Genomic DNA, 18,028 nt, shown 5'->3' on the forward strand with positions numbered 1-18,028 from the left:
TAGTGTGTTTAGCTGGGGATTGGCACCACTTAGGGTGATGCGTCTATCAGCATATCCTTCACGAGTGTGGTTGATGACTTCTAGGGATTGGGAGACGAGATGAGAATCTTGCTCTAAATCACGCTTAGCCTTTTGTATGTTTTCATCGATAGCTCTGCCCATAGCTCCTAGCTCATCATTTGCCATAATGGGGATGGGCTTTATCTCTACCTTTTCGTGGTTTAGGAGCTTAAAGAAATTGAAGAGGGTGGAGAGGATGATAGGCAGTCGCGCGCCCACGATTTTACGCACACAATACCACACCACCACCATCACAGAGAGCAAAAACACCACAGACAAAAGCCCGATATGGAGCTGCAAATCATACAGAGGCTTTAGCACCTCTTTTTTGGGCGCGCTTACAAAGACTGACCAACGGCTTGTGTTGTTTATAGTGCTAAAGGACTCCACACTCGCATAGCTCTCATTGCCCACAATCGTGACATAGTCATCAAACATACCGCTTTGGTTTGTAAGGATTGCATTGAGTGTATTTTTGGCTTTTGGGTGCAGGTTTACCTCTTGTAGAGGCTTTAGGATAAGGTTAGGATTTTCGTGTATGGCTATCACACCACTATCGTTTGTAAGCACACGCAAATCCCCTGCATACAAGCTAAGCTTAGGATCAATGAGCCTATGAGAGACATCAAAAAGATTAAAGGTATAGCCCACAATCCCTAGCAGCTGCTTATTGCCACCAAAAATCGGATAGACGATATTTAGCCCCAAAAACTCGCCAGAGCCAAAATCGATCTTGATAGGCTGCCCCACATAGGCTTTTTGCTCGCCATCTTTTGCCTCCTCTAGCATTTTTTTAATCACAGGAATATTGATGATGTTATCGTGTGCTTGTTGCAAGCGGGCGCTGTTTTTGCGCTCATCTGGGCTATGATAGAGCATCACAAACTTGCCGCTTTGGGTAAAAAATCTCTTATCAAGCTCCCCCTCTGGGCGCGATAAAAGATACAAAAAGCTATAACTTGCGTGGCTATTATCTAGCATATTTTCGATGATACTTGCCACGCTGCCCAGATCGACTTCTTTAGGGTTTTCTCGATAGATTTTATTGAGCGAGGAGCCCACGCCGCTAGTGAGCACGATCGTTTCATCAAAGAGCCCCTTCATAGTCGTGGCGTAGTTTTTGGAAGCTTGTGTAATCGTGCTCTTTGTGCTACTAATGAGATTTTTACTCACCTCATTAACCACCGCCGTAGCTAAGACGACAATGCCCACCACCACGATACCTGCCACAGAAGTAAGAAGTTTTGTGGCAATACTTAGAGAGCTAAACCATTTTTTCATCTATTCTCCTTTGATTTCTTTGTAACCCATGCAAAGCAATCAAGTGTCGCCACATCGTGCTTGAAGCACACATGGCCTTGAGTGCCAAGCTTAAAGTGTTACGATTTTATTACAAAAAAAAAAAAAACGCTTAAAATGGGGCGGAATTAAGCAAAAAGTAAGGAGGAGAGTGTAGAAAAGTAAAAGTTTTTAGCACAAAGTGTAGAGAATCTCGGAGTTTAGGCATAGCATAAGCCGAGTTCTGTCGTGGGTGGCTATTTATCTAGGTGCGGTATCACTACCGCACTCTTGCGAAGAGCTAAGAGATTTTAAGACTTCTAACCTGCTCTTCTTGCTACGGATTGGGTTTGCACGGCACAATGTATTGCTACAATGTCGGTGGGCTCTTACCCCGCCTTTTCACCCTTACCAACTTCTTTTTTGGAAAATGGCTCCTTGGGTATGCAATGCGATAAGATTGAAAAATTTGTGAAAGGCACGGACTCTAAGTCCGCTAACCTTCCCCAAATTTTTCAAAGCTTTTTTTGCTTGCAGTGGTAGCCCCATAGAATCCACACCACGCCAAAGGCAAGCCTTGATGGGATTCTATAAAGTGGCAGTTCTATAAACCCCTTAGATTTTCTGAATCTAGAATCCCAAAACTTCTTTAAGATTCTAAACCTGCTAGTAAATCTCATCAAGGCTTGCCCCTTGACTTAGTATGGATTCTGAATCCTTACTACTGCAAACAAAAAAATTAGTATTTGCGGTGGTGCTTGTGGAGCTTTTGGCGGGTGCGGGGGTAGGAGCTACCTAGAGGGTAGTGACTACTCCCCAAACCCGCCAAATCTACGCAATGATTACCTAAAGAGCCATTTTCTCTAGTTGGCGGTTGTTTTCTGTTGCACTTTCCCTTGATTCACACCAGCCATTTGTTAAATGGAATCCTGTCTTAATGTAGCTCGGACTTTCCTCTTTTAGATTCTAAAAGCAACCACCTGCTATGCCTAAGCCGGTATTATATCCCCGCTAAGCCAAACAAAAGCTTAGAGCACTTACAATGCCCCAAATCTCACACACAAAGGCTGACAATGCACGCTTCACAGATTCTAAAATCCCAAGATCTCGCCCATATCTGGCACCCCTGCACGCAGATGCACGATCACGAGGCGACTTACCCGCTCATACCGATTAAAAGTGGCAAGGGCGTGTATGTCTATGACTTTGAGGACAAAGCCTATATCGATTGTATCTCGAGCTGGTGGGTGAATCTCTTTGGGCATTGCCACCCTTATATAAACCAAAAACTTCGCGCCCAGCTTGAAAATCTCGAGCACATTATCCTAGCGGGATTTTCACACGAGCCCATCATCACACTTGCCTCACGCCTGTGTGAGCTCCTCCCTGCGCCGCTTAGCAAGTGCTTTTTTGCCGATAATGGCTCAAGCGCGATAGAAGTCGCGCTCAAAATGGCGTATCACGCTAAGGCTATAGAATCTAAAAGCAGTTTTTATGATACTTTCCTATCCCTAGAGAATGCCTACCACGGCGAGACAATCGGCGCGCTTAGCGTGGGCGATGTGGGGCTGTATAAGCAAGTCTATGAGCCCATATTGCTCCGCACGCTCACAAGCAGCGCGCCCACGCTAGGCAATACCGACAAAGCCCTGCAGGATTTAGAATCTACGCTAGATTCACACCCAAATATCGTCGCCTTTATCCTCGAACCACTCGTGCAGTGCGCGGGCAATATGGCGATGCACACGCCAGAATTCGTCACGCAGGCTACCAAAATGTGTCAAAGTCGCGGGATTTTTGTCATCTTTGATGAAGTGGCGGTGGGATTTGGGAGGACAGGCAGTATGTTCGCACTTGAGCAGTGCGGGGTGGTGCCTGATTTTCTCTGTCTTAGCAAGGGTATCACGGGTGGGTATCTGCCTCTGTCTGTGGTGGTTACGAGTGAGAGAATCTATGAGCATTTTTACGCGCCCTATGAGAGCCATCGGGCGTTTTTGCACTCGCATTCTTATACCGGCAATCCTTTGGCGTGTGCGTGCGCTAACGCCGTGCTTGATATTTTTGAAAATGAAGGAATTATAGAATCTAATAAGATTCTAAGCGCGTATATTTGGGAATGCTCACAGATTCTAAAACGCTTTAGCTTTGTGGGCAATATGCGCCAACGCGGTATGATCCTCGCCTTTGATCTTATAGGGTTTGAAGGACAGCGCAAGGGCATAGAAGTGTATAATAAAGCGCTTGAGAGAGGTTTGCTGCTACGCCCGCTAGGGAATACAATATATTTTATGCCACCTTATGTGATCACACAGCAAGAGGTGGCGTATGTGTTTGAGAGTTTGGAGGCGATTTTGGCTACTCTGTGAGGCGTTATAGTGAGGCTTAGAGCCCCATTTTGCCCGGATTGAGGATATTGTTGGGATCAAAGGCGTGCTTGATTACTCTAAAGAGATTCATCTCCTCTTTACTAAAGGCTAGGGGCATAAAGGGGGCTTTGGCGAGCCCTATGCCGTGCTCCCCGCTCAAAGTCCCCTCTAGCTCCACGGCGATTTTAAAAATCTCCTCAATACACGCATAGCCCCGCGCTAGCTCATCTGGATCGCTTGGGTTTGGCACCATCACATTGGTATGCACATTGCCATCGCCCGTGTGCCCAAAACACGGGATTTTAAAGCCATACTGCTCACTTAGGCGCGCGATATGACTTAAAAGCTCGGGCAGGCGCGATCTGGGCACGGTGATATCTTCGTTGAGCTTTTTTTTGCCATAGATCGTGATACTTTGGCTAGCGTTGCGCCTAGCAAACCACAAATCCTCCTCCTCTTGCGCGTTTTGAGCTTTTTTGAACGCCACGCAGCCATTTTCTCTAAACTTCTGCTCAAGCTGCTCAAGCTGATAGGTAAGCACCTCGGGCATATCGCCATCTACTTGCGTGATGAGGATCGCTCCGGCGTCTATGGGCAAGCCTTTGGCAAATCGCTCCTCGACTGCACGGATACTAAGATTGTCCAAAAACTCCATCGCCACGGGCGTGATACCGCTCGCCATACTCTTATACACCGCATTCATCGCGTCGTTGATACTGCCAAAGACGCCCATAGCGGATTGGCGGTATTTGGGCTTGGCGATGAGCTTGAGGGTGATCTCGGTTATAACCGCTAGCGTGCCCTCACTCGCGATGAGAATCCCCGCTATGTTGTAGCCCGCGACATCTTTAATCGTCTTCTTACCCGCTTTGATGATATCGCCATTGGGCAGCACCGCGCGCAGTGCCATCACATAGTCCTTGGTGATGCCATACTTTGCTGCGCGCATACCGCCGGCATTCTCACTCACATTGCCCCCCAGCGTGCTATATTCTTGGCTAGCAGGATCGGGCGGGTAGAAAAGTCCGCGCTTTTCCACTTCGTTTTGGAAGTGCTTATTTACCACGCCCGGCTGCACGCGCGCGATGAGGTTTTTCTCATCGATTTCTAGAATCTTATTGAAGTGCTTCTCAAGTGCTAGGACAATCCCACCATTTGCCGGCAGTGCCCCACCGGTAAATCCACTTCCCGCGCCGCGGGGGATTATAGCGATTTTGTGTGTGTTGCAGTATTTGAGGATTTCGCTCACATCGCGCTCGTCTCTAGGATACACCACCGCTTGGGGCTCGTATCGCTCCCTTGTGGCGTCATAACAATACGCTATGCGGTGCGCGGGATCGTCATAGCAGTTTTCCTCCCCTACGATTGCCTTCAGCGCGCGGATATGCACAGAATCTAGCGGTGCTATCATACCCCCTCCTAAATATTGCATTGATTAAAAAATATATCAAGCGGATAGTGCTTGCCTGAATCTTTGAGATCCAAATACGCATCGATGAGGCGATACTCGTCTTTGCCGTGCAGGGCGCGCCTCTCACGCACCTTATCGATCATCTCGAGTTCAAACATCACATAAAACAGCGCGTTTTCGGCGTGCTCATCGGCATTGGCGAGAGATTCTAGGAGCTTATACCACGCGTGCGGCTCTAGTATGTCTTTGCTCTGCTGGGCGAGCTGGACATAGTCTTGGGCGTTGAAAGACATTTGCTGGGAGATGCGCGAGAGCGTTTCTGGGCTAAAAAGCTCGTGATTGGCGATAAAGGCGTGTATGAGGGAAGGCTTCATCGAGGCATTATAGCCCACTTGTGAGCTTAGAAGTCGCTCGATATCCTTAGATGAGCCGTGTGTGAGTATCTGCACCACTGCAAAATCGCGTATCTCTTGGGGTTCGCTCTCACTAAGGGCGTTAAAGGCAAATTTACTATCGCTTTGAATCTTGTTTTTGAGATTCTGTATGGAAAATTTATTATCCTTGCTTAGAGCATACGCGCGCAAATCCACGCTTTTGCCACTCATCACATCTTTGTAGTTTTCAAAAAGCTTATCGATTTTGGGCTCAAAGCATTCATTAGAATCTAGCCGCGGCTTGAGATAAAAGCGCGCGAGGATTTTGGAGAGCTTGGAGATATCGGGATTTTTATACACGCGAGATTCTATGGGTTTGTTGAGGGCTTGCTCGTTTATCTGTGAGAAGAGATGGCTGAAGTCATTGCGCGTGCGATAGGAGCGCATAAGCGAGCTCGCCCACGAGGAGGCAAAGAGTATGGAGCTACACAGACAAAACACGAGTATGAGGATGATGAGCCACAGGCTCACGGGGAGATCGAGCTCGCGCCCGGTTGGGAGCGTGAGGGCAAAATTCCCAAGCTCCAATGTGTAGGCATAAATGCCCAAAACCACACAAAACACCACCACAAAAGCCATATAGTATTTAAATCGCATAGCCACTCCTTATCGTTTCTTGAGGTTTTGCATTTTTTGCTCTAAAATCTGCCTTTTTTCCACATCTTCGCGACAATCGATACAATACCTCGCGTGGGGTTTGATTTTTAGCCGCTCGATATCGATCTCATCATCGCACATCTCACAGATTCCATAGGTTTTGTTTTTGATTTTAGTAAGCGCGTAGTCTATATCATCGATCTCGGTTTTTTGCAGCTCGAGGATATTAGCGACTTTCGTCTCATAGAGCGCAGCCGCCACGACATCACTATCATCAGAGAGCTTAGAGCTATACCACTGCTCCATAAGCTCGCCCTTCTCTATCATAGAATCCCGTAAAACCCGCTTTCTTTGTGTCAGCAATGTGCTAAAAAACTCATAATCCATTTGTGCCCTTTGTAAAAGTTATTTGTGGTATGGGTGGTTTGTCATAATGCTTAGCGCGCGATAGATTTGCTCACACAGCACGATTTTGGCGATTTTGTGGCTTAGGGTGAGCGGAGAGAGGCTCAAAGTCTTTAGCGAGCGCAAAAAATCAGAGCTAAACCCATACGCCCCGCCGATAAAAAAGCTCACTTCTTGGTAATTGGCGATGAGGTTGGCAAACTCGTGTGAATCTAGCATCTTGGCACTAGGTGTAAGCGCGATACTAAGGTGTGAGGGTGTGTGCTTGACAAAGGGTGTGAGGGCTTGGGAGTAGGATTCTTGGGCTTTGGTGGCGGAGATTTTTTGCGCCTTGGCGATGGCGTTGTTAAAAACATCGTGTATGAGCAGCTGCGCGCCAAACCCTCTGCATTTCATCACAAAATCCTCCACTAGCTCCTGTGAATCTGCCTTGCTAATACAATATAGGTTGTATCTCATAGTTTGTGTTGAGGTATCTCATCAAATCCGCGATGGTTTTTTTGAGATTTTTGCGCTCCACCACCATATCGATGAGCCCGTGCTCGAGCAAAAACTCCGCAGTTTGGAAGCCCTGTGGCAAATCCGCGCCGATAGTTTGCTTGATAACCCTAGGACCGGCAAAGCCGATGATCGCACCCGGCTCGGCGATAATCACATCGCCCAAAAACGCAAAGCTCGCGCTCACGCCCCCAAAAGTCGGATCGACTAGCAGCGAGATAAAGGGGAGTTTGGCAGCGGAGAGTTTATTGAGCGCGGCGGAAGTCTTTGCCATTTGCATAAGCGAATGCGTGGATTCTTGCATTCTCGCGCCACCGCTTGTGGAGCATATCACGAGAGCTTGGCGTTTTTGGATAGCGCGATTGATGGCGCGCACGATTTTCTCGCCCTCCACAGAGCCTAGAGAGCCACCCATAAAGGAAAAGTCAAACACGACTAATTGCGTGCCAATGCCCTCGATAAACGCCTCCCCAGCGATTGCCGAGCTAGGTCTGCCACTTTTTTGCTCGCCCTCCTCCACGCGCTGCTTGTAGCTTTTTTTATCCACAAATTCTAGCGGATCGATGGGGCGTAAATCCTTGTCGTATTCTTCAAAGCTCCCCGCATCGCACAAAAGCTCGATCCTCTCTTGCGCGGAGATTCTAAGATGATGGTTGCATTTGGGGCAGACTTGGGATTGGGCAAAGACTTCTTTATAATACATCAGCGCATTGCAGTTTGGACATTTGATCCAATGCGATGGTGCCTCACCTTTTTGGGCGCGTGGCTCGGCTTTTTTGGACTTGAAAAAATCGCTAAATGACATACCTAATCCTTACCTTGGGTGAGAAGTTGCATAATGGTAGCAAAAATTTGCTTATCTTTGCTTATAAGCACGAAATCTCTACTCTGATTTATATAGAGCCCCTCGCAGAGATATAGCCCCGCCTTGCTATCATACTCGCGTATGCTACCCACAAAGAGCATAAAGCTTACCTTGTGCGCTAGGCTAAATGAGAGCGCACTCGCGCCTAGAGAGCGGAATTTTAGCCCATTAGCAAAGAGGCGCGCGGCGATATGGGGATTGGAGTAGGCTTTCTCAAAAATCCCGCATTTGGGGGTGTGCGAGTGCGTGGCTACATAGGGCTTGATAGCGCGAGGGCTAGAATCTCGCAGGCTATATTCTAGGATTGTATCCCCGCTGCGCGCGATGAGGCGTTGGGCGCAAAAATCTATCACCACCGCTTCCTTGCAGATTCTATGCGCATCGCACAATGCCACCGACGCGCCATAATAGGGAATGTGTGAGAGGAAGTTGTCACTGCCATCGAGTGGATCAAGGAGGATTATATCGCTTATGCCCTGCGATGAGGGGATAAACCCACTCTCTTCAGAATCTATATGCGCGATGGGGAGCAGGTGGCGCACAAAGATTTTTTGCGCTTCCAAATCCGCACCTATGCTCACATCGCCCCCCGCTCCTAGGGAGTGCTTAGCATAGAGCGCGCTATCAGCAGAATCTAATCGCGCGATAACCTCTCGCCCCGCTACAATGCAGCGCGATACAAATGGCGTGAGTGCAAAATCTCTAAATGTGTCCAAACCTATGCCTTTATGCGTGATCACAAATGCGCGCTACGCGCCTACGCACGCGCGCCGCGCACTGATAAATCATCGCATTATTGACCTTAATCTCTCATAAAGCTAGATTCAAAGGGATTTGGAGAGGTTTTCATAGGATTTGCACAGGATTTCTCCGCGCTTCTAGCAAACTTTACATAATCCTTACGCGCCCTACACACACATTTTAAATTGGATCGTTAGAATTTTCCCGTCCTTTAAATTCAACCAAGGAGAAACAATGAATAACAAAATTTCGTTAGTATTGGCAGGATTGCTTAGCTCGAGTTTGCTTATCGCTAATGAGGCACCAAGCGCACAGGGTGCTCAAGACGCACAGAGCGCACAAGCTCCCGCGCCAAGTGAGAGCAAAAAGGCCGTGAGCAGCTTTTTTGAAGGAATGGAGGCTAAGGGATTTGCGCGTATGCGACTTACCACGATTGAGGGTGCTGGCGGCGGCGGTGCGGATCAGCAGCACAGATTTAGGATCGATCTCACTTCGGGCAAAGTCGATGGGTGGAGCCTCACCACAGGATTAATGTTTAACTACGGTAGCTCAAACCCTACAGGTAGCAGCAACACAAATGGTGCTGCACAGGGGACTATGGCCGTGATTACAGGCAAGGAGTTTAACGACAGATTTGGTATCTCCCAACTCTCGGTTAATAAGGAGCTAAAGGGCGAGGACATCAAAGCCGAGTTTCGCGCTGGGCGGATTTCGATGGATTCAGTCTTTAGTGATAAAAACACAGATATAGGCACAGGTGCTATCGCCAAGCTCCAAACAGGCAAGACTAAGCTAGCCATAAACCTCTATGATAGCTGGATCACAAGCCATGTCATCTACAGCCTCCGCGGTAGCACTAGCAATGGTGGCGTAGGCCTCGGAAGTAGCAACAACAGCCGAGGCTCTATGGGTAACGATCTCATCAGCCTTTCTGTGAGCGGAGAAAAGCTCGGGGGCTTTAGCTACAATGTTTCTTTGGCGCATATCAATAGGTTGCTAAACTATATGGCCTTTGGTGAGGCAAAATACGACTTTGGCGGATTTTATGTGCTAGGGCAAGTCTCGGCAGCAGGTATGGTGGATAATGCCAACTTCATGACAGGTGCGGGGGATTTTACCAACACGGCTTGGGGATTCACACTCCGCACCGGTAGCGGGGACTTTGGACTAGCAGACTACAGCGGCTTTGCTAACAAAGATTGGGCAAAAAGCCGCGGGCTTTATAACTTCCAAATCGGCTATAAGAGCAAAGAAAATCCCTTCTCCTTCAAGCTCGGCTATCTGGGGAGCTTTGGCGATGGCTATGGCACACTGCTCGATCACAAAGGCGGGATAAATGTCGCTGGGAAATTCTGGGTAAATAGCACAGGAGCGACAGCAGAGGGCTTTGGCTTCATGGGTGCTGGGGGACGCGCTGGCTCTAGCATACAGGTGGGCTACCTCGTGCTAGATTATGCATTGACAAAAGCATGGAAGCTCGGGCTAGACTACTCATTCATAAGCGGGGACAACAACTACCCATACATTCCAAGCGTGTTGAGCCAAAGCGACATAAATGACGCACAAAATGGCAAGGGGATCACTTTCCAAGAGATTGCGCCATCGGTTACTTATAAAGTCGGCAGACTCACTGCCACTGCCTACTATGGGCAAAATGTGGGAGAGGTGAATTACGGCAGAGGGCGCGTAGAGATGCGCTATGACTTCTAAGCCCTAGAGGCTTTTGCACTCTTGTGAAGAAATGCGGCTTTTGGGCGGGGAAAATAGCTCCTTGGGTAATCATTGCAGAGATTTGGCGGGTTTGGGGAGTGCTCACTTACCCTCTAGGTAACTTCTACCCCCGCACCCGCCAAAAATTCCACAAGCACCACCGCAATGACTAATTTTTTGTTTGCAGTGGTGAGCTTATAGAATCCACACCAAGCGGGGCAAAGCCAAGCGCGGAGTGTAAGGAAAATATAAAATCTCGTGTGGGCTTAAAATCTAGCCTAGCAGAATCTCAAGTAGATTCAGAATCTAAGAAACTCACATAATCCACAACGCCAAAAAATCCTAACAAGGCTTTGCCAAATATAAATAATAGTGCGTGCGTAAGCACGAGCCTAAGCAGAATCTAAAATCTTTACAGAATCTAAGCCGGTGTAAAATCTAGCGCAGATTCTAAAGACAATGACAAAATATCAGGAAGCACAGAATCTAAGGCGGGGGATTTAAGAGATTCTAAAAAATGCGCAAGTGCAGAATCTAAGCACTCACAATCCACAAGGCTAAGAGCCTAAGCAAGGCTTTGCAAACACAAACACCGGGCGCGTAGCGCGCCGATGTTTGCCGCAAGTCTGCCTAGAGTCTAGACTCGTAGCGACGGAGCATATACAGACGCTTGAGGAGTTTTTTCTTAGCGTTTATCTTTTGCTTCTTGCGGCGCTCTGTCTGTGGCTCAAAAAACCTCCTAGCTCGCGTCTCGGTAACGACGAGATTTCTATCGGTTTGCTTTTTAAACTTTCTATACGCTTCATCGAAGCTCTCGTTTTCACGCACTTTGATACCCGGCATACGCATCACCCACTTTCTTGTATAAAATAAGGGTGGCATTGTAAAGCAAAAAGTCTAAAACAAACATTAAGGAATGATGCGCTAGAATGCCGCCTTTACATTTTGTGTGCTCGTAGCTCAGCTGAATAGAGCAACAGGTTGCGGTCCTGTAGGTCGGGGGTTTGAATCCCTCCGAGCACACCATCTCGCACTGCATTTGGTGCGACTCCGTGAAACTTCCTCACTACCTTTCAATATTTTGGTATCATTTCAGAATCTTTTTTGCAAATCATTTAGGGCAGGGACTATGGAGCGCAATGTCAAATATTTGAGCATTGGTATCGTTTTTCTTGGGATTGCTATAGGGTTTTGTGTCTTTGTGCTGTGGCTAGGGCGATTTGACTTTAGCACTAGCAAATACAACACTTACTATATCCTCACGCAGGACGAAGCCTCCTCGGTAGGGATCAACACGCCTATCAAGTTCAAAGGCATCGCGGTGGGTAAAATCAGTAATGTGAGCTTTGAAGATCTCGCACAGGGGCTTATTAAAATCACGCTTGCGCTAGATTCTAGCCTAGAGGTGCGTGAGGACTCCTATCTCACCATCGCCTCTAGCGGGCTTGCGGGGGCGAATTACCTCGCGTTTTTTCAGGGCTCTAGCACGCAGCCAAACACCTCACGCATCATCGAACTCAAAAAAGGCGGGCTTGATGTCCTACTCCAAAAGGTAGAGGCTATCGGCGATAAAAGCCTCAATGTGATGGAGGGCATCAGCGAGCTCACCAATGCCCAAACCATAGCAAATATCCAAAGCACCTTTTTGTATCTCTCACAAATTAGCCAAGATATGGCACAGATCACCAAACGCCTAGATTCCATCACCAAGGCTGTGGATACCAATCTCCAATCCGGGCAATACGATGTGCGCGCGATCCTAAATCCTAGTCTTTTGCAGCTCCAAGATACGCTATTGCAAGTCGATCGTTTTTTTTCCAAAGCCACGCATTTGGTGGATAAAATCGAGAAAAACCCATACGATAGCCTCTTTGGCAAAAGGCAAAGTGGCGATAAGTGAATCTAGCAGTGCGCAAATCTAGCGGGCATATACACCAACACATAGCAAGGAGCAAAAAGTGAGAGCAAAATACCTAATCGCAGGACTTATCGTAGCCATATACGCAGGGTGCGTGAGCGTGGATATAAAGACTGAGATACCAGAAGTGAGCTTTTATGATATCTCCCTGCATAGCCAAAAAATCCTCAAAAATCCAAGACAGAGCTATGGGATGATCATCAGCGCGGCACTGCCCTATGATAGCACCGATATTTATAAACTAGATTCACACACGCTGCGCACGCGTATCCTGCCCAATGCCCAATGGGTGAGTAAGCCCAAGGAGATGCTTGTCGCGACTTTGGGGGGGATGATGAGCGAGCGGGGGCTAAGCCTCATCAAGCCGCCATTTGGGAGCGTGAAGATGAGCAAAATCATCAAGCTCCATATCGATAAGATTCTCATTATCCAAAAAGAGGGCGGAGAATACGCCACATTGAGCGTGTATTATGACTTGCTAGATGCCAAGGACGCGAGCCTGCTCAAAAACGGCGTGATCGTGCGCGAGAAGCAAATTGCTGATATGCGCGAGTTCGCGCCGGTATTTTTGGAGCTAAGCCAAGAGGTGCTCTCAGAGGTTATCGCGCAGATTCTATGATTGTAATGCAAGTTTTGCGCCGCAAAACTTGTGTATCGGGGCGTGAGGCAGAGCCCCTCGCCCCTCCGCTTACGCGTTCATACATTGCATTTTTTGGCAAGTTTATAGAATCTCTTAGTGTAATCGTGTCAGGAACGCCACTTGGGCTAGCACCTTTTCTATAAACCGAGATTCTAAGCAGCTTACAGAATCTAAAACTCTGAATCTAGAAACTAAGTCCGCCCTAGATTCTGTAAATTCTTTGGGGCTTGGATTCTGTGCCGCTTAGATTCTGTATTTTCTCATTTCTCAAAGTCACATTCTTACGGATATTTCCTAGTTTCTTTGTATCGCTTGTTTTTGCAAGAGGGGGAGTGAGGCTTACAATGTGCAGGTAGGGCTAAGTGGCAGCCTTAAGCGTGCGAAGGTAGCTCCTCCTCATTTTTTACAACTTAGGTGGGCGGGTAAGCACTCTTTAGCCTCCCCCCACCCCGATTGAGCTTACTACGGGGTGCATTCTGCACACTGAATCTATTTGATTGGATTTTTGCGCAGTAAAAATGGCGCAATCTTGCAATTGTGCTAGGCTCGTGCTACCGCACACACTATTCTTAGAATCGAGCGCCTCGCTAAGATTTTTTGGCGTTGTGGATTGCGTGAGTTGCTTAGATTCTGAATCTGCTGGGCTAGATTCTGTAAATGCTTTTGAATCTATTGGACTAGTTTCTATAAAAAGTCTTAGATTCTAGCTTGTGCAAATCTCAATTGGATTGCGAATCTAAAACATTAAAACCCAATTCTAATCTTTCTTTAGATATTCTGTAATACCTTGTGTGTGGATGTAGATTTTGGATTTGTCCTCCCTCTCCAAAGGAGGCTTGGAGAGTTCCAGAGAACACAACAACAAATAAGGAAGGAAAGATGCACTTCAACCCACCCGCCCAACCAAGTGCATCTTTTGAATTTTTATGGCGTAATTATAAACATTTTTCTTTAAATAAAAATTAATAACAATTCTTATTTTGATAAATTCCTCAAAAATTTTGTTTATGGATAAAATCAAAAAGCGAATCTAGCCCAAATCCTCGGAATGATAATGCCACATAATCAAAGCTATGAGTAAGAATAAAATGATAAAAAAGTCGTGAAAGAAAAATATGCACAGAAGTATGGCGGACAGGGAGGGATTCGAACCCTCGGTAACCTTGCGGCTACGCGTCCTTAGCAGGGACGTGGTTTCAGCCAACTCACCCACCGGTCCAGCGGATAAAAAGCGGGATTTTAACCCAAAAAACATAAAACAAGGCTTAACGCGCTTTTAGCAAATCTTAGCGAGAAATATGCTAGAATCCGAGCTTTTGAACACAAATGACAGACAAATAAAGGAATACGATGAAAAAATACGCGTTTCTATTCCCCGGACAAGGGAGCCAAAGCGTAGGTATGGGCAAGGAGTTTTATGAAAACTTCACCCTCGCTAAAGAATTGTGTGATGAAGCGAGCGAGGCGATAAAAATCGATATGAAAGACTTGCTCTTTAACCCAAATGACAACCTCAATCTCACGCAATACACGCAGCCAGCGATTTTTCTCACCAGCTACATCGCTCATAGTATCCTGCAGCAGGAGCACCCTATAATGCCAAGCCTCGCGTTTGGGCACTCGCTAGGCGAAGTGAGTGCATTTGTGGTGGCAGGTGGTGCGGAGTTTAGCGCGGGTGTGAAGCTCGTGCATACCCGAGGCGCGCTAATGGCAAAGGCTTGTGAGGGACAGGATGCGGGTATGATGGTTGTCGTGGGGCTTGAGGATAGCGCGCTAGAGGTGTTTTGTCAAAAAGCCCAAGATGGGGGCAAACAAATATGGTGTGCCAACTACAATGGCGATGGGCAAGTCGTCCTAGCGGGCAAAAAAGGCGATCTAAGCGCGTGTGAATCCGATATAAAAGCCCTCGGAGCCAAGCGCGCACTCCTTTTGCCTATGTCTGTGGCGAGCCATTGTCCTATGCTAGAGCCGATTTTGGGGGAGTTTGGCGCGCTTTTGGAGGAGAGTTTGAGCGGCGATGCGTCCGTGCCAATCCTCTCCAATGCGACTATGCAAACCTACCAAAGCAAGCAGGAGGCAAAGGATTTCCTAAGCAAGCAGCTTATCGCCCCCGTGCTCTATAAGCAATCCGTGCTCAAGGTGGATCCACAAGTCGATGGGTATATAGAGTTTGGCAATGGCAATGTGCTAAAGGGGCTTAACAAGCGCCTAAGCCAAAAGCCCACTTATAATGTGAGTAGCCTCGCCACGCTCAAAGAAACCCTAGAATCGCTATAAAGGAGCTATGTATGAAAGTTGGCATTATCGGTGCGATGGTTGAGGAGGTTACCCCGCTTATCGAGGCATTTAGGGGCTTGGGCTGCCCTATCGCGCAAGAAAATCTCGGGGGCAATACCTACTATAAGATAAGCGTGGGCGCAAATGAGGTGTATATCGCCTATAGCAAAATCGGCAAGGTGCATGCCGCAATCACTGCGAGCGTGATGATCGCGCATTTTGGTTGTGAAAAAATCCTCTTTAGCGGCGTGGCAGGGGGATTGGCAAAGGATCTCAAAGTCGGCGATTTGCTCATCGCTTCCAAGCTCTGCCAGCACGATGTGGATATCAGCGCGTTTGGGCACCCGCTAGGCTTTATCCCCGAGAGCGCGACTTTTATCGCAGCAGACGCGGAGCTAAACGCCCTAGCGCATAAAGTCGCCAAGCTCATAGGCAAGGAGCTCCGCGAGGGCGTCATCGCCTCGGGCGATCAGTTTATCGCTAGTGAATCTAAAAAAGCGTGGATTATTAAAGAATTTGGCGCAGACGCCGTGGAGATGGAGGGGGCGAGCGTGGCAGTAGTGTGCAACGCCTTTGGCGTGCCCTTTTGTGTGTTTCGCTCCATCAGTGATAGTGCCGATGGCAGCGCGGATGTGAGCTTTGATGAATTTTTAGAATCCGCAGCCAAAATCAGCGCGCAATTTACCCTCCAAATGTTAAAAGCCCTAGGATACGCGCTTGAGCTCTAGCCCTCTCTCGCGCCTCATTATCGTGCGGCACGCGCACGCCCTAGACAGAGAGGAGTTTGCGCACAAAGCCCCGGATGATTTACTGCGCCCCCTTAGCAAAAAGGGCAAGGCACAGAGTCAAAAAATCACGCGCTTTGTGCGGGACTTTCTGGATACTAAATCCATCGATCGCCTTATCAGCTCGCCCGCCACAAGGGCACTCCAAACCATCAAGCCACTCACCAAATCCCTCCCCCATACGCCTTTTGAGATCTCTACACTCATCGCGCCAGATTGCGGATATGAGGGCTATGTGAGGCTTTTGGAGCAGTGTGGGGACTCGCAGACATTGCTCATCGTGGGGCATCAGCCCGATATTGGGCTTTTTGTGGAGTTTCTGACAGGCTGTGGGGCTCTCACGATCAAAAAGGGCTGTGTGCTAGAGCTTGTGCGCAGGACTAGCCGAGATTCAGACAAGCCCACGATGTGGCAAAATGCCTTTAGCCTTAGCCTCCTTATTGATCCCAAAAGGCTGTAAATGCGCGGGGCGTTTAGTATGCTAGAGCTCGTGTTTGTCATCGTGATACTCGGGGTTTTGGCGGCTATCGCTATCCCGAGATTCTCGCTCACACGCATAGACGCGCAAGTCGTGGCGATAGAAAACGACATAAACAACGCCATTAGCACCATTCAGCGCGAAGTCTTCTCACAAAACCTCGATCCCAAAACCCTCACGCTCTCCCAAATCTTCACGCTCGCAGGGCTTAGTTCCTCGCGGTGGGTGCTGCAGGGCAATGCCATCACGCTTGGCAAAAACGCCACGCCAGATACGCAAAACTCCTGTATAGCCCTAAGCCTCACAAACGCGATTTTGGAGCTCAAGATTACCCAAAAGGCGGATTCCACGCTGTGTGAAAAGCTCTTTGCCAGACACCCAAATGGGGGCAAACAAATCCCGCTTAACACTTCAAATGCCATCTTTTAGGGGCGCATTTAGCGCGCTAGAATTGCTGTTAGTGATTGTCGTTGTGGGGGTTTTGAGCGTTGGCGCGCTTAGGGTGGTGGAGCTGCAGACACAAAAGATGTGCTTGCAGAATCTGCGCACCAAGCTCGCTATGGCGCACGAGCGGCTGCACACGCTGTATCTGCGCGAGTTTTTAGATTCTGTATCTTTTCAGAATGTGCCCCTGCAGGCTCGGGCGATTTTGGATTCTCTGCATGCGCCTAGTGCCTCGTGTGGGTTTGCTTACGCGCATCCTATGCTGTATGCGCGCGTGGGCGAGGTGCGTATCGCCTTTAGCATAGAGCCCCAAGATCTCAGCCAAAATCCCAAGATCTCCTGCCACTACGCCACACCGCTGTGTAAGGAGTTTTTTAATCGGGTTTTGGATAAATAGCAGATTTGATGGCGTGGCGCAAGGACTAAGCAGAATCTGTGTTTTTTCATTTTTTAGAATCTCTTTGGATTCTGTGATTGTTTTAGAATCTAGCGGGCTAGATTCTGTAAGTTGTGCGTCTTTTAGAATCTCCGCACTAGATTCTGTAAATGTTTTAGATTCTGAAACCACACTAGATTCTGTAGATTCTCTGTTTCTTAGAGTCGTGTTCTCACGAATACTTTCTAATTTTTTAGAATCTTGTGTTTTTTCGCAAAAAGGGGTGTTATCCCCTCCCCGCACTCTCAAAGCCCCGAAAAAGTCTCCACTGTTTTTGCTGCGCTTTGCTTGCAAGCCTTCGGCACGGCAAACGGGGAGAGTGCCTCGCTTTTCCGCTTCTAGCGCAATCGTTGCGGAGGCACTGCTGCCTCCTTGCCCCAACGATTGCACACCACGAAGCGGGCGAGGGGTGGTTGGTGCTATCGCACCTACACATTGATTTGATTTTTGCGTTGCAAAAATGGCGCAATTTTGCAATTGCGCTCGGATCGTGCTTGCGCACGCACTATTATTAATATTTGGCAAAGCCTCGATAAGGTTTTTTGAAGTGATAGATTCTGGAAGTTGTTTAGATTCTGAAAAACTAGATTCTAGATTTTGTTTTTGTGAATCTTGGTTGGATTCTGTGGGGTTACTATCGCTAACAACAAAACGAAGTTTCTTTAGAAAATTAGTCATTGCGGTG

The 18,028-nt window shown here is 47.9% G+C and carries 19 protein-coding genes, 2 tRNA genes, 1 other RNA gene and 1 pseudogene; 10 read left to right on the plus strand and 13 right to left on the minus strand.

All coding sequences use genetic code 11. The annotated features are described in order from the left end of the window. A pseudogene (locus ACH2BK_RS06885) lies at positions 1-1,341 on the minus strand (methyl-accepting chemotaxis protein); the annotation flags it as partial. A gap of 215 nt (positions 1,342-1,556) precedes the next feature. Further along, positions 1,557-2,330, minus strand: an RNA gene (gene rnpB / locus ACH2BK_RS06890) — RNase P RNA component class A. Positions 2,331-2,411: 81 nt separating this feature from the next. Between rnpB and ACH2BK_RS06895 the strand changes: the two genes are divergently transcribed. Further along, positions 2,412-3,704, plus strand: a complete 1,293-nt coding sequence (locus tag ACH2BK_RS06895; RefSeq protein WP_395002873.1) for an adenosylmethionine--8-amino-7-oxononanoate transaminase — start codon at positions 2,412-2,414, stop codon at positions 3,702-3,704. Between the two features lie 16 nt (positions 3,705-3,720). On the opposite strand, the gene ACH2BK_RS06900 is transcribed toward ACH2BK_RS06895, so the two are convergent. The 6 genes from ACH2BK_RS06900 to ACH2BK_RS06925 are packed head-to-tail and all read right to left on the minus strand — an operon-like array spanning position 3,721 to position 8,630. Beyond that, the gene (locus ACH2BK_RS06900; RefSeq protein ID WP_395002875.1) at positions 3,721-5,115 is read right to left on the minus strand and encodes an FAD-linked oxidase C-terminal domain-containing protein; all 1,395 of its coding nucleotides are present in this window, start codon (positions 5,113-5,115) and stop codon (positions 3,721-3,723) included. Between the two features lie 8 nt (positions 5,116-5,123). After that, positions 5,124-6,146, minus strand: a complete 1,023-nt coding sequence (locus tag ACH2BK_RS06905) for a hypothetical protein (protein WP_395002877.1) — start codon at positions 6,144-6,146, stop codon at positions 5,124-5,126. A gap of 9 nt (positions 6,147-6,155) precedes the next feature. Further along, on the minus strand, positions 6,156-6,533 hold the full coding sequence (dksA, locus tag ACH2BK_RS06910) for an RNA polymerase-binding protein DksA (protein WP_395002879.1): 378 nt from the start codon (positions 6,531-6,533) through the stop codon (positions 6,156-6,158). Positions 6,534-6,551: 18 nt separating this feature from the next. Then, complete coding sequence (locus tag ACH2BK_RS06915; protein ID WP_395002881.1) at positions 6,552-7,010, minus strand: 23S rRNA (pseudouridine(1915)-N(3))-methyltransferase RlmH; 459 nt, start codon at positions 7,008-7,010, stop codon at positions 6,552-6,554. After that, positions 6,985-7,854 (minus strand): acetyl-CoA carboxylase, carboxyltransferase subunit beta, encoded by an 870-nt coding sequence (accD, locus tag ACH2BK_RS06920; RefSeq protein ID WP_395002883.1) that lies wholly within the window; start codon positions 7,852-7,854, stop codon positions 6,985-6,987. Before accD ends, ACH2BK_RS06915 begins: the two co-directional genes overlap by 26 nt. 2 nt (positions 7,855-7,856) lie before the next feature. Beyond that, positions 7,857-8,630, minus strand: a complete 774-nt coding sequence (locus ACH2BK_RS06925) for an inositol monophosphatase family protein (RefSeq protein WP_395002885.1) — start codon at positions 8,628-8,630, stop codon at positions 7,857-7,859. 259 nt (positions 8,631-8,889) lie between these two features. Between ACH2BK_RS06925 and ACH2BK_RS06930 the strand changes: the two genes are divergently transcribed. After that, positions 8,890-10,365 carry a hypothetical protein gene (locus tag ACH2BK_RS06930; RefSeq protein WP_395002887.1) on the plus strand — a complete coding sequence of 492 codons (1,476 nt, stop codon included), beginning with the start codon at positions 8,890-8,892 and terminating at the stop codon, positions 10,363-10,365. Between the two features lie 421 nt (positions 10,366-10,786). On the opposite strand, the gene ACH2BK_RS06935 is transcribed toward ACH2BK_RS06930, so the two are convergent. Further along, positions 10,787-10,918, minus strand: coding sequence for a hypothetical protein (locus tag ACH2BK_RS06935; RefSeq protein ID WP_394997118.1), 132 nt, complete (start codon positions 10,916-10,918; stop codon positions 10,787-10,789). A 77-nt stretch (positions 10,919-10,995) separates the two neighbouring features. Next, positions 10,996-11,208, minus strand: a complete 213-nt coding sequence (gene rpsU / locus ACH2BK_RS06940; RefSeq protein ID WP_095627347.1) for a 30S ribosomal protein S21 — start codon at positions 11,206-11,208, stop codon at positions 10,996-10,998. A gap of 106 nt (positions 11,209-11,314) precedes the next feature. On the opposite strand from rpsU, the gene ACH2BK_RS06945 reads away from it, so the two are divergent. The 4 genes from ACH2BK_RS06945 (at position 11,315) to ACH2BK_RS06960 (ending at position 13,630) form a co-directional block, all read left to right on the plus strand. Continuing rightward, positions 11,315-11,391: transfer RNA gene (locus ACH2BK_RS06945), tRNA-Arg, on the plus strand. Between the two features lie 103 nt (positions 11,392-11,494). Next, the gene (locus ACH2BK_RS06950) at positions 11,495-12,265 is read left to right on the plus strand and encodes an MlaD family protein (RefSeq protein ID WP_395002889.1); all 771 of its coding nucleotides are present in this window, start codon (positions 11,495-11,497) and stop codon (positions 12,263-12,265) included. A gap of 58 nt (positions 12,266-12,323) precedes the next feature. After that, positions 12,324-12,902 carry a hypothetical protein gene (locus ACH2BK_RS06955; RefSeq protein WP_395002891.1) on the plus strand — a complete coding sequence of 193 codons (579 nt, stop codon included), beginning with the start codon at positions 12,324-12,326 and terminating at the stop codon, positions 12,900-12,902. Between the two features lie 569 nt (positions 12,903-13,471). Continuing rightward, the gene (locus ACH2BK_RS06960; RefSeq protein WP_395002894.1) at positions 13,472-13,630 is read left to right on the plus strand and encodes a hypothetical protein; all 159 of its coding nucleotides are present in this window, start codon (positions 13,472-13,474) and stop codon (positions 13,628-13,630) included. A 421-nt stretch (positions 13,631-14,051) separates the two neighbouring features. Here the strand turns inward: ACH2BK_RS06960 and ACH2BK_RS06965 are convergent. Then, positions 14,052-14,142: transfer RNA gene (locus ACH2BK_RS06965), tRNA-Ser, on the minus strand. Positions 14,143-14,273: 131 nt separating this feature from the next. Here ACH2BK_RS06965 and fabD point away from each other — a divergent pair. Genes fabD through ACH2BK_RS06985 form a run of 4 tightly spaced genes read left to right on the plus strand, consistent with a single transcriptional unit; the run spans position 14,274 to position 16,892 of the window. Continuing rightward, complete coding sequence (fabD, locus tag ACH2BK_RS06970) at positions 14,274-15,200, plus strand: ACP S-malonyltransferase (protein ID WP_395002896.1); 927 nt, start codon at positions 14,274-14,276, stop codon at positions 15,198-15,200. Positions 15,201-15,211: 11 nt separating this feature from the next. Next, entirely contained in the window at positions 15,212-15,928 is a 717-nt protein-coding gene (locus tag ACH2BK_RS06975; protein ID WP_395002898.1) for a 5'-methylthioadenosine/adenosylhomocysteine nucleosidase, read from the plus strand. Continuing rightward, a complete protein-coding gene (locus tag ACH2BK_RS06980) occupies positions 15,918-16,445 on the plus strand; it encodes a SixA phosphatase family protein (protein ID WP_395002900.1) in 528 nt (175 codons plus the stop codon). The genes ACH2BK_RS06975 and ACH2BK_RS06980 overlap by 11 nt, the downstream gene beginning before the upstream one ends. After that, positions 16,446-16,892 carry a type II secretion system protein gene (locus tag ACH2BK_RS06985; protein WP_394997105.1) on the plus strand — a complete coding sequence of 149 codons (447 nt, stop codon included), beginning with the start codon at positions 16,446-16,448 and terminating at the stop codon, positions 16,890-16,892. Between the two features lie 28 nt (positions 16,893-16,920). Here the strand turns inward: ACH2BK_RS06985 and ACH2BK_RS06990 are convergent, their stop codons facing one another. Together ACH2BK_RS06990 and ACH2BK_RS06995 are read right to left on the minus strand one after the other, a co-directional pair. Then, positions 16,921-17,043 carry a hypothetical protein gene (locus ACH2BK_RS06990; RefSeq protein ID WP_395002902.1) on the minus strand — a complete coding sequence of 41 codons (123 nt, stop codon included), beginning with the start codon at positions 17,041-17,043 and terminating at the stop codon, positions 16,921-16,923. Between the two features lie 21 nt (positions 17,044-17,064). Continuing rightward, positions 17,065-18,021, minus strand: coding sequence for a hypothetical protein (locus ACH2BK_RS06995; protein ID WP_395002904.1), 957 nt, complete (start codon positions 18,019-18,021; stop codon positions 17,065-17,067). Positions 18,022-18,028: the final 7 nt, after the last annotated feature.

Source organism: uncultured Helicobacter sp. (genome assembly GCF_949282165.1).
GTDB lineage: Bacteria > Campylobacterota > Campylobacteria > Campylobacterales > Helicobacteraceae > Helicobacter_F.

What these genes read in the sequence shown, in the direction of transcription:
- fabD (WP_395002896.1), top strand. Translation starts at nt 14,274, where the DNA reads ATGAAAAAATACGCGTTTCTATTCCCCGGACAAGGGAGCCAAAGCGTA.
- ACH2BK_RS06995 (WP_395002904.1), bottom strand. Translation starts at nt 18,021, where the DNA reads ATGACTAATTTTCTAAAGAAACTTCGTTTTGTTGTTAGCGATAGTAAC.
- ACH2BK_RS06975 (WP_395002898.1), top strand. Translation starts at nt 15,212, where the DNA reads ATGAAAGTTGGCATTATCGGTGCGATGGTTGAGGAGGTTACCCCGCTT.
- ACH2BK_RS06915 (WP_395002881.1), bottom strand. Translation starts at nt 7,010, where the DNA reads ATGAGATACAACCTATATTGTATTAGCAAGGCAGATTCACAGGAGCTA.
- ACH2BK_RS06905 (WP_395002877.1), bottom strand. Translation starts at nt 6,146, where the DNA reads ATGCGATTTAAATACTATATGGCTTTTGTGGTGGTGTTTTGTGTGGTT.
- rpsU (WP_095627347.1), bottom strand. Translation starts at nt 11,208, where the DNA reads ATGCCGGGTATCAAAGTGCGTGAAAACGAGAGCTTCGATGAAGCGTAT.
- ACH2BK_RS06895 (WP_395002873.1), top strand. Translation starts at nt 2,412, where the DNA reads ATGCACGCTTCACAGATTCTAAAATCCCAAGATCTCGCCCATATCTGG.
- dksA (WP_395002879.1), bottom strand. Translation starts at nt 6,533, where the DNA reads ATGGATTATGAGTTTTTTAGCACATTGCTGACACAAAGAAAGCGGGTT.
- accD (WP_395002883.1), bottom strand. Translation starts at nt 7,854, where the DNA reads ATGTCATTTAGCGATTTTTTCAAGTCCAAAAAAGCCGAGCCACGCGCC.
- ACH2BK_RS06930 (WP_395002887.1), top strand. Translation starts at nt 8,890, where the DNA reads ATGAATAACAAAATTTCGTTAGTATTGGCAGGATTGCTTAGCTCGAGT.
- ACH2BK_RS06900 (WP_395002875.1), bottom strand. Translation starts at nt 5,115, where the DNA reads ATGATAGCACCGCTAGATTCTGTGCATATCCGCGCGCTGAAGGCAATC.
- ACH2BK_RS06950 (WP_395002889.1), top strand. Translation starts at nt 11,495, where the DNA reads ATGGAGCGCAATGTCAAATATTTGAGCATTGGTATCGTTTTTCTTGGG.
- ACH2BK_RS06985 (WP_394997105.1), top strand. Translation starts at nt 16,446, where the DNA reads ATGCGCGGGGCGTTTAGTATGCTAGAGCTCGTGTTTGTCATCGTGATA.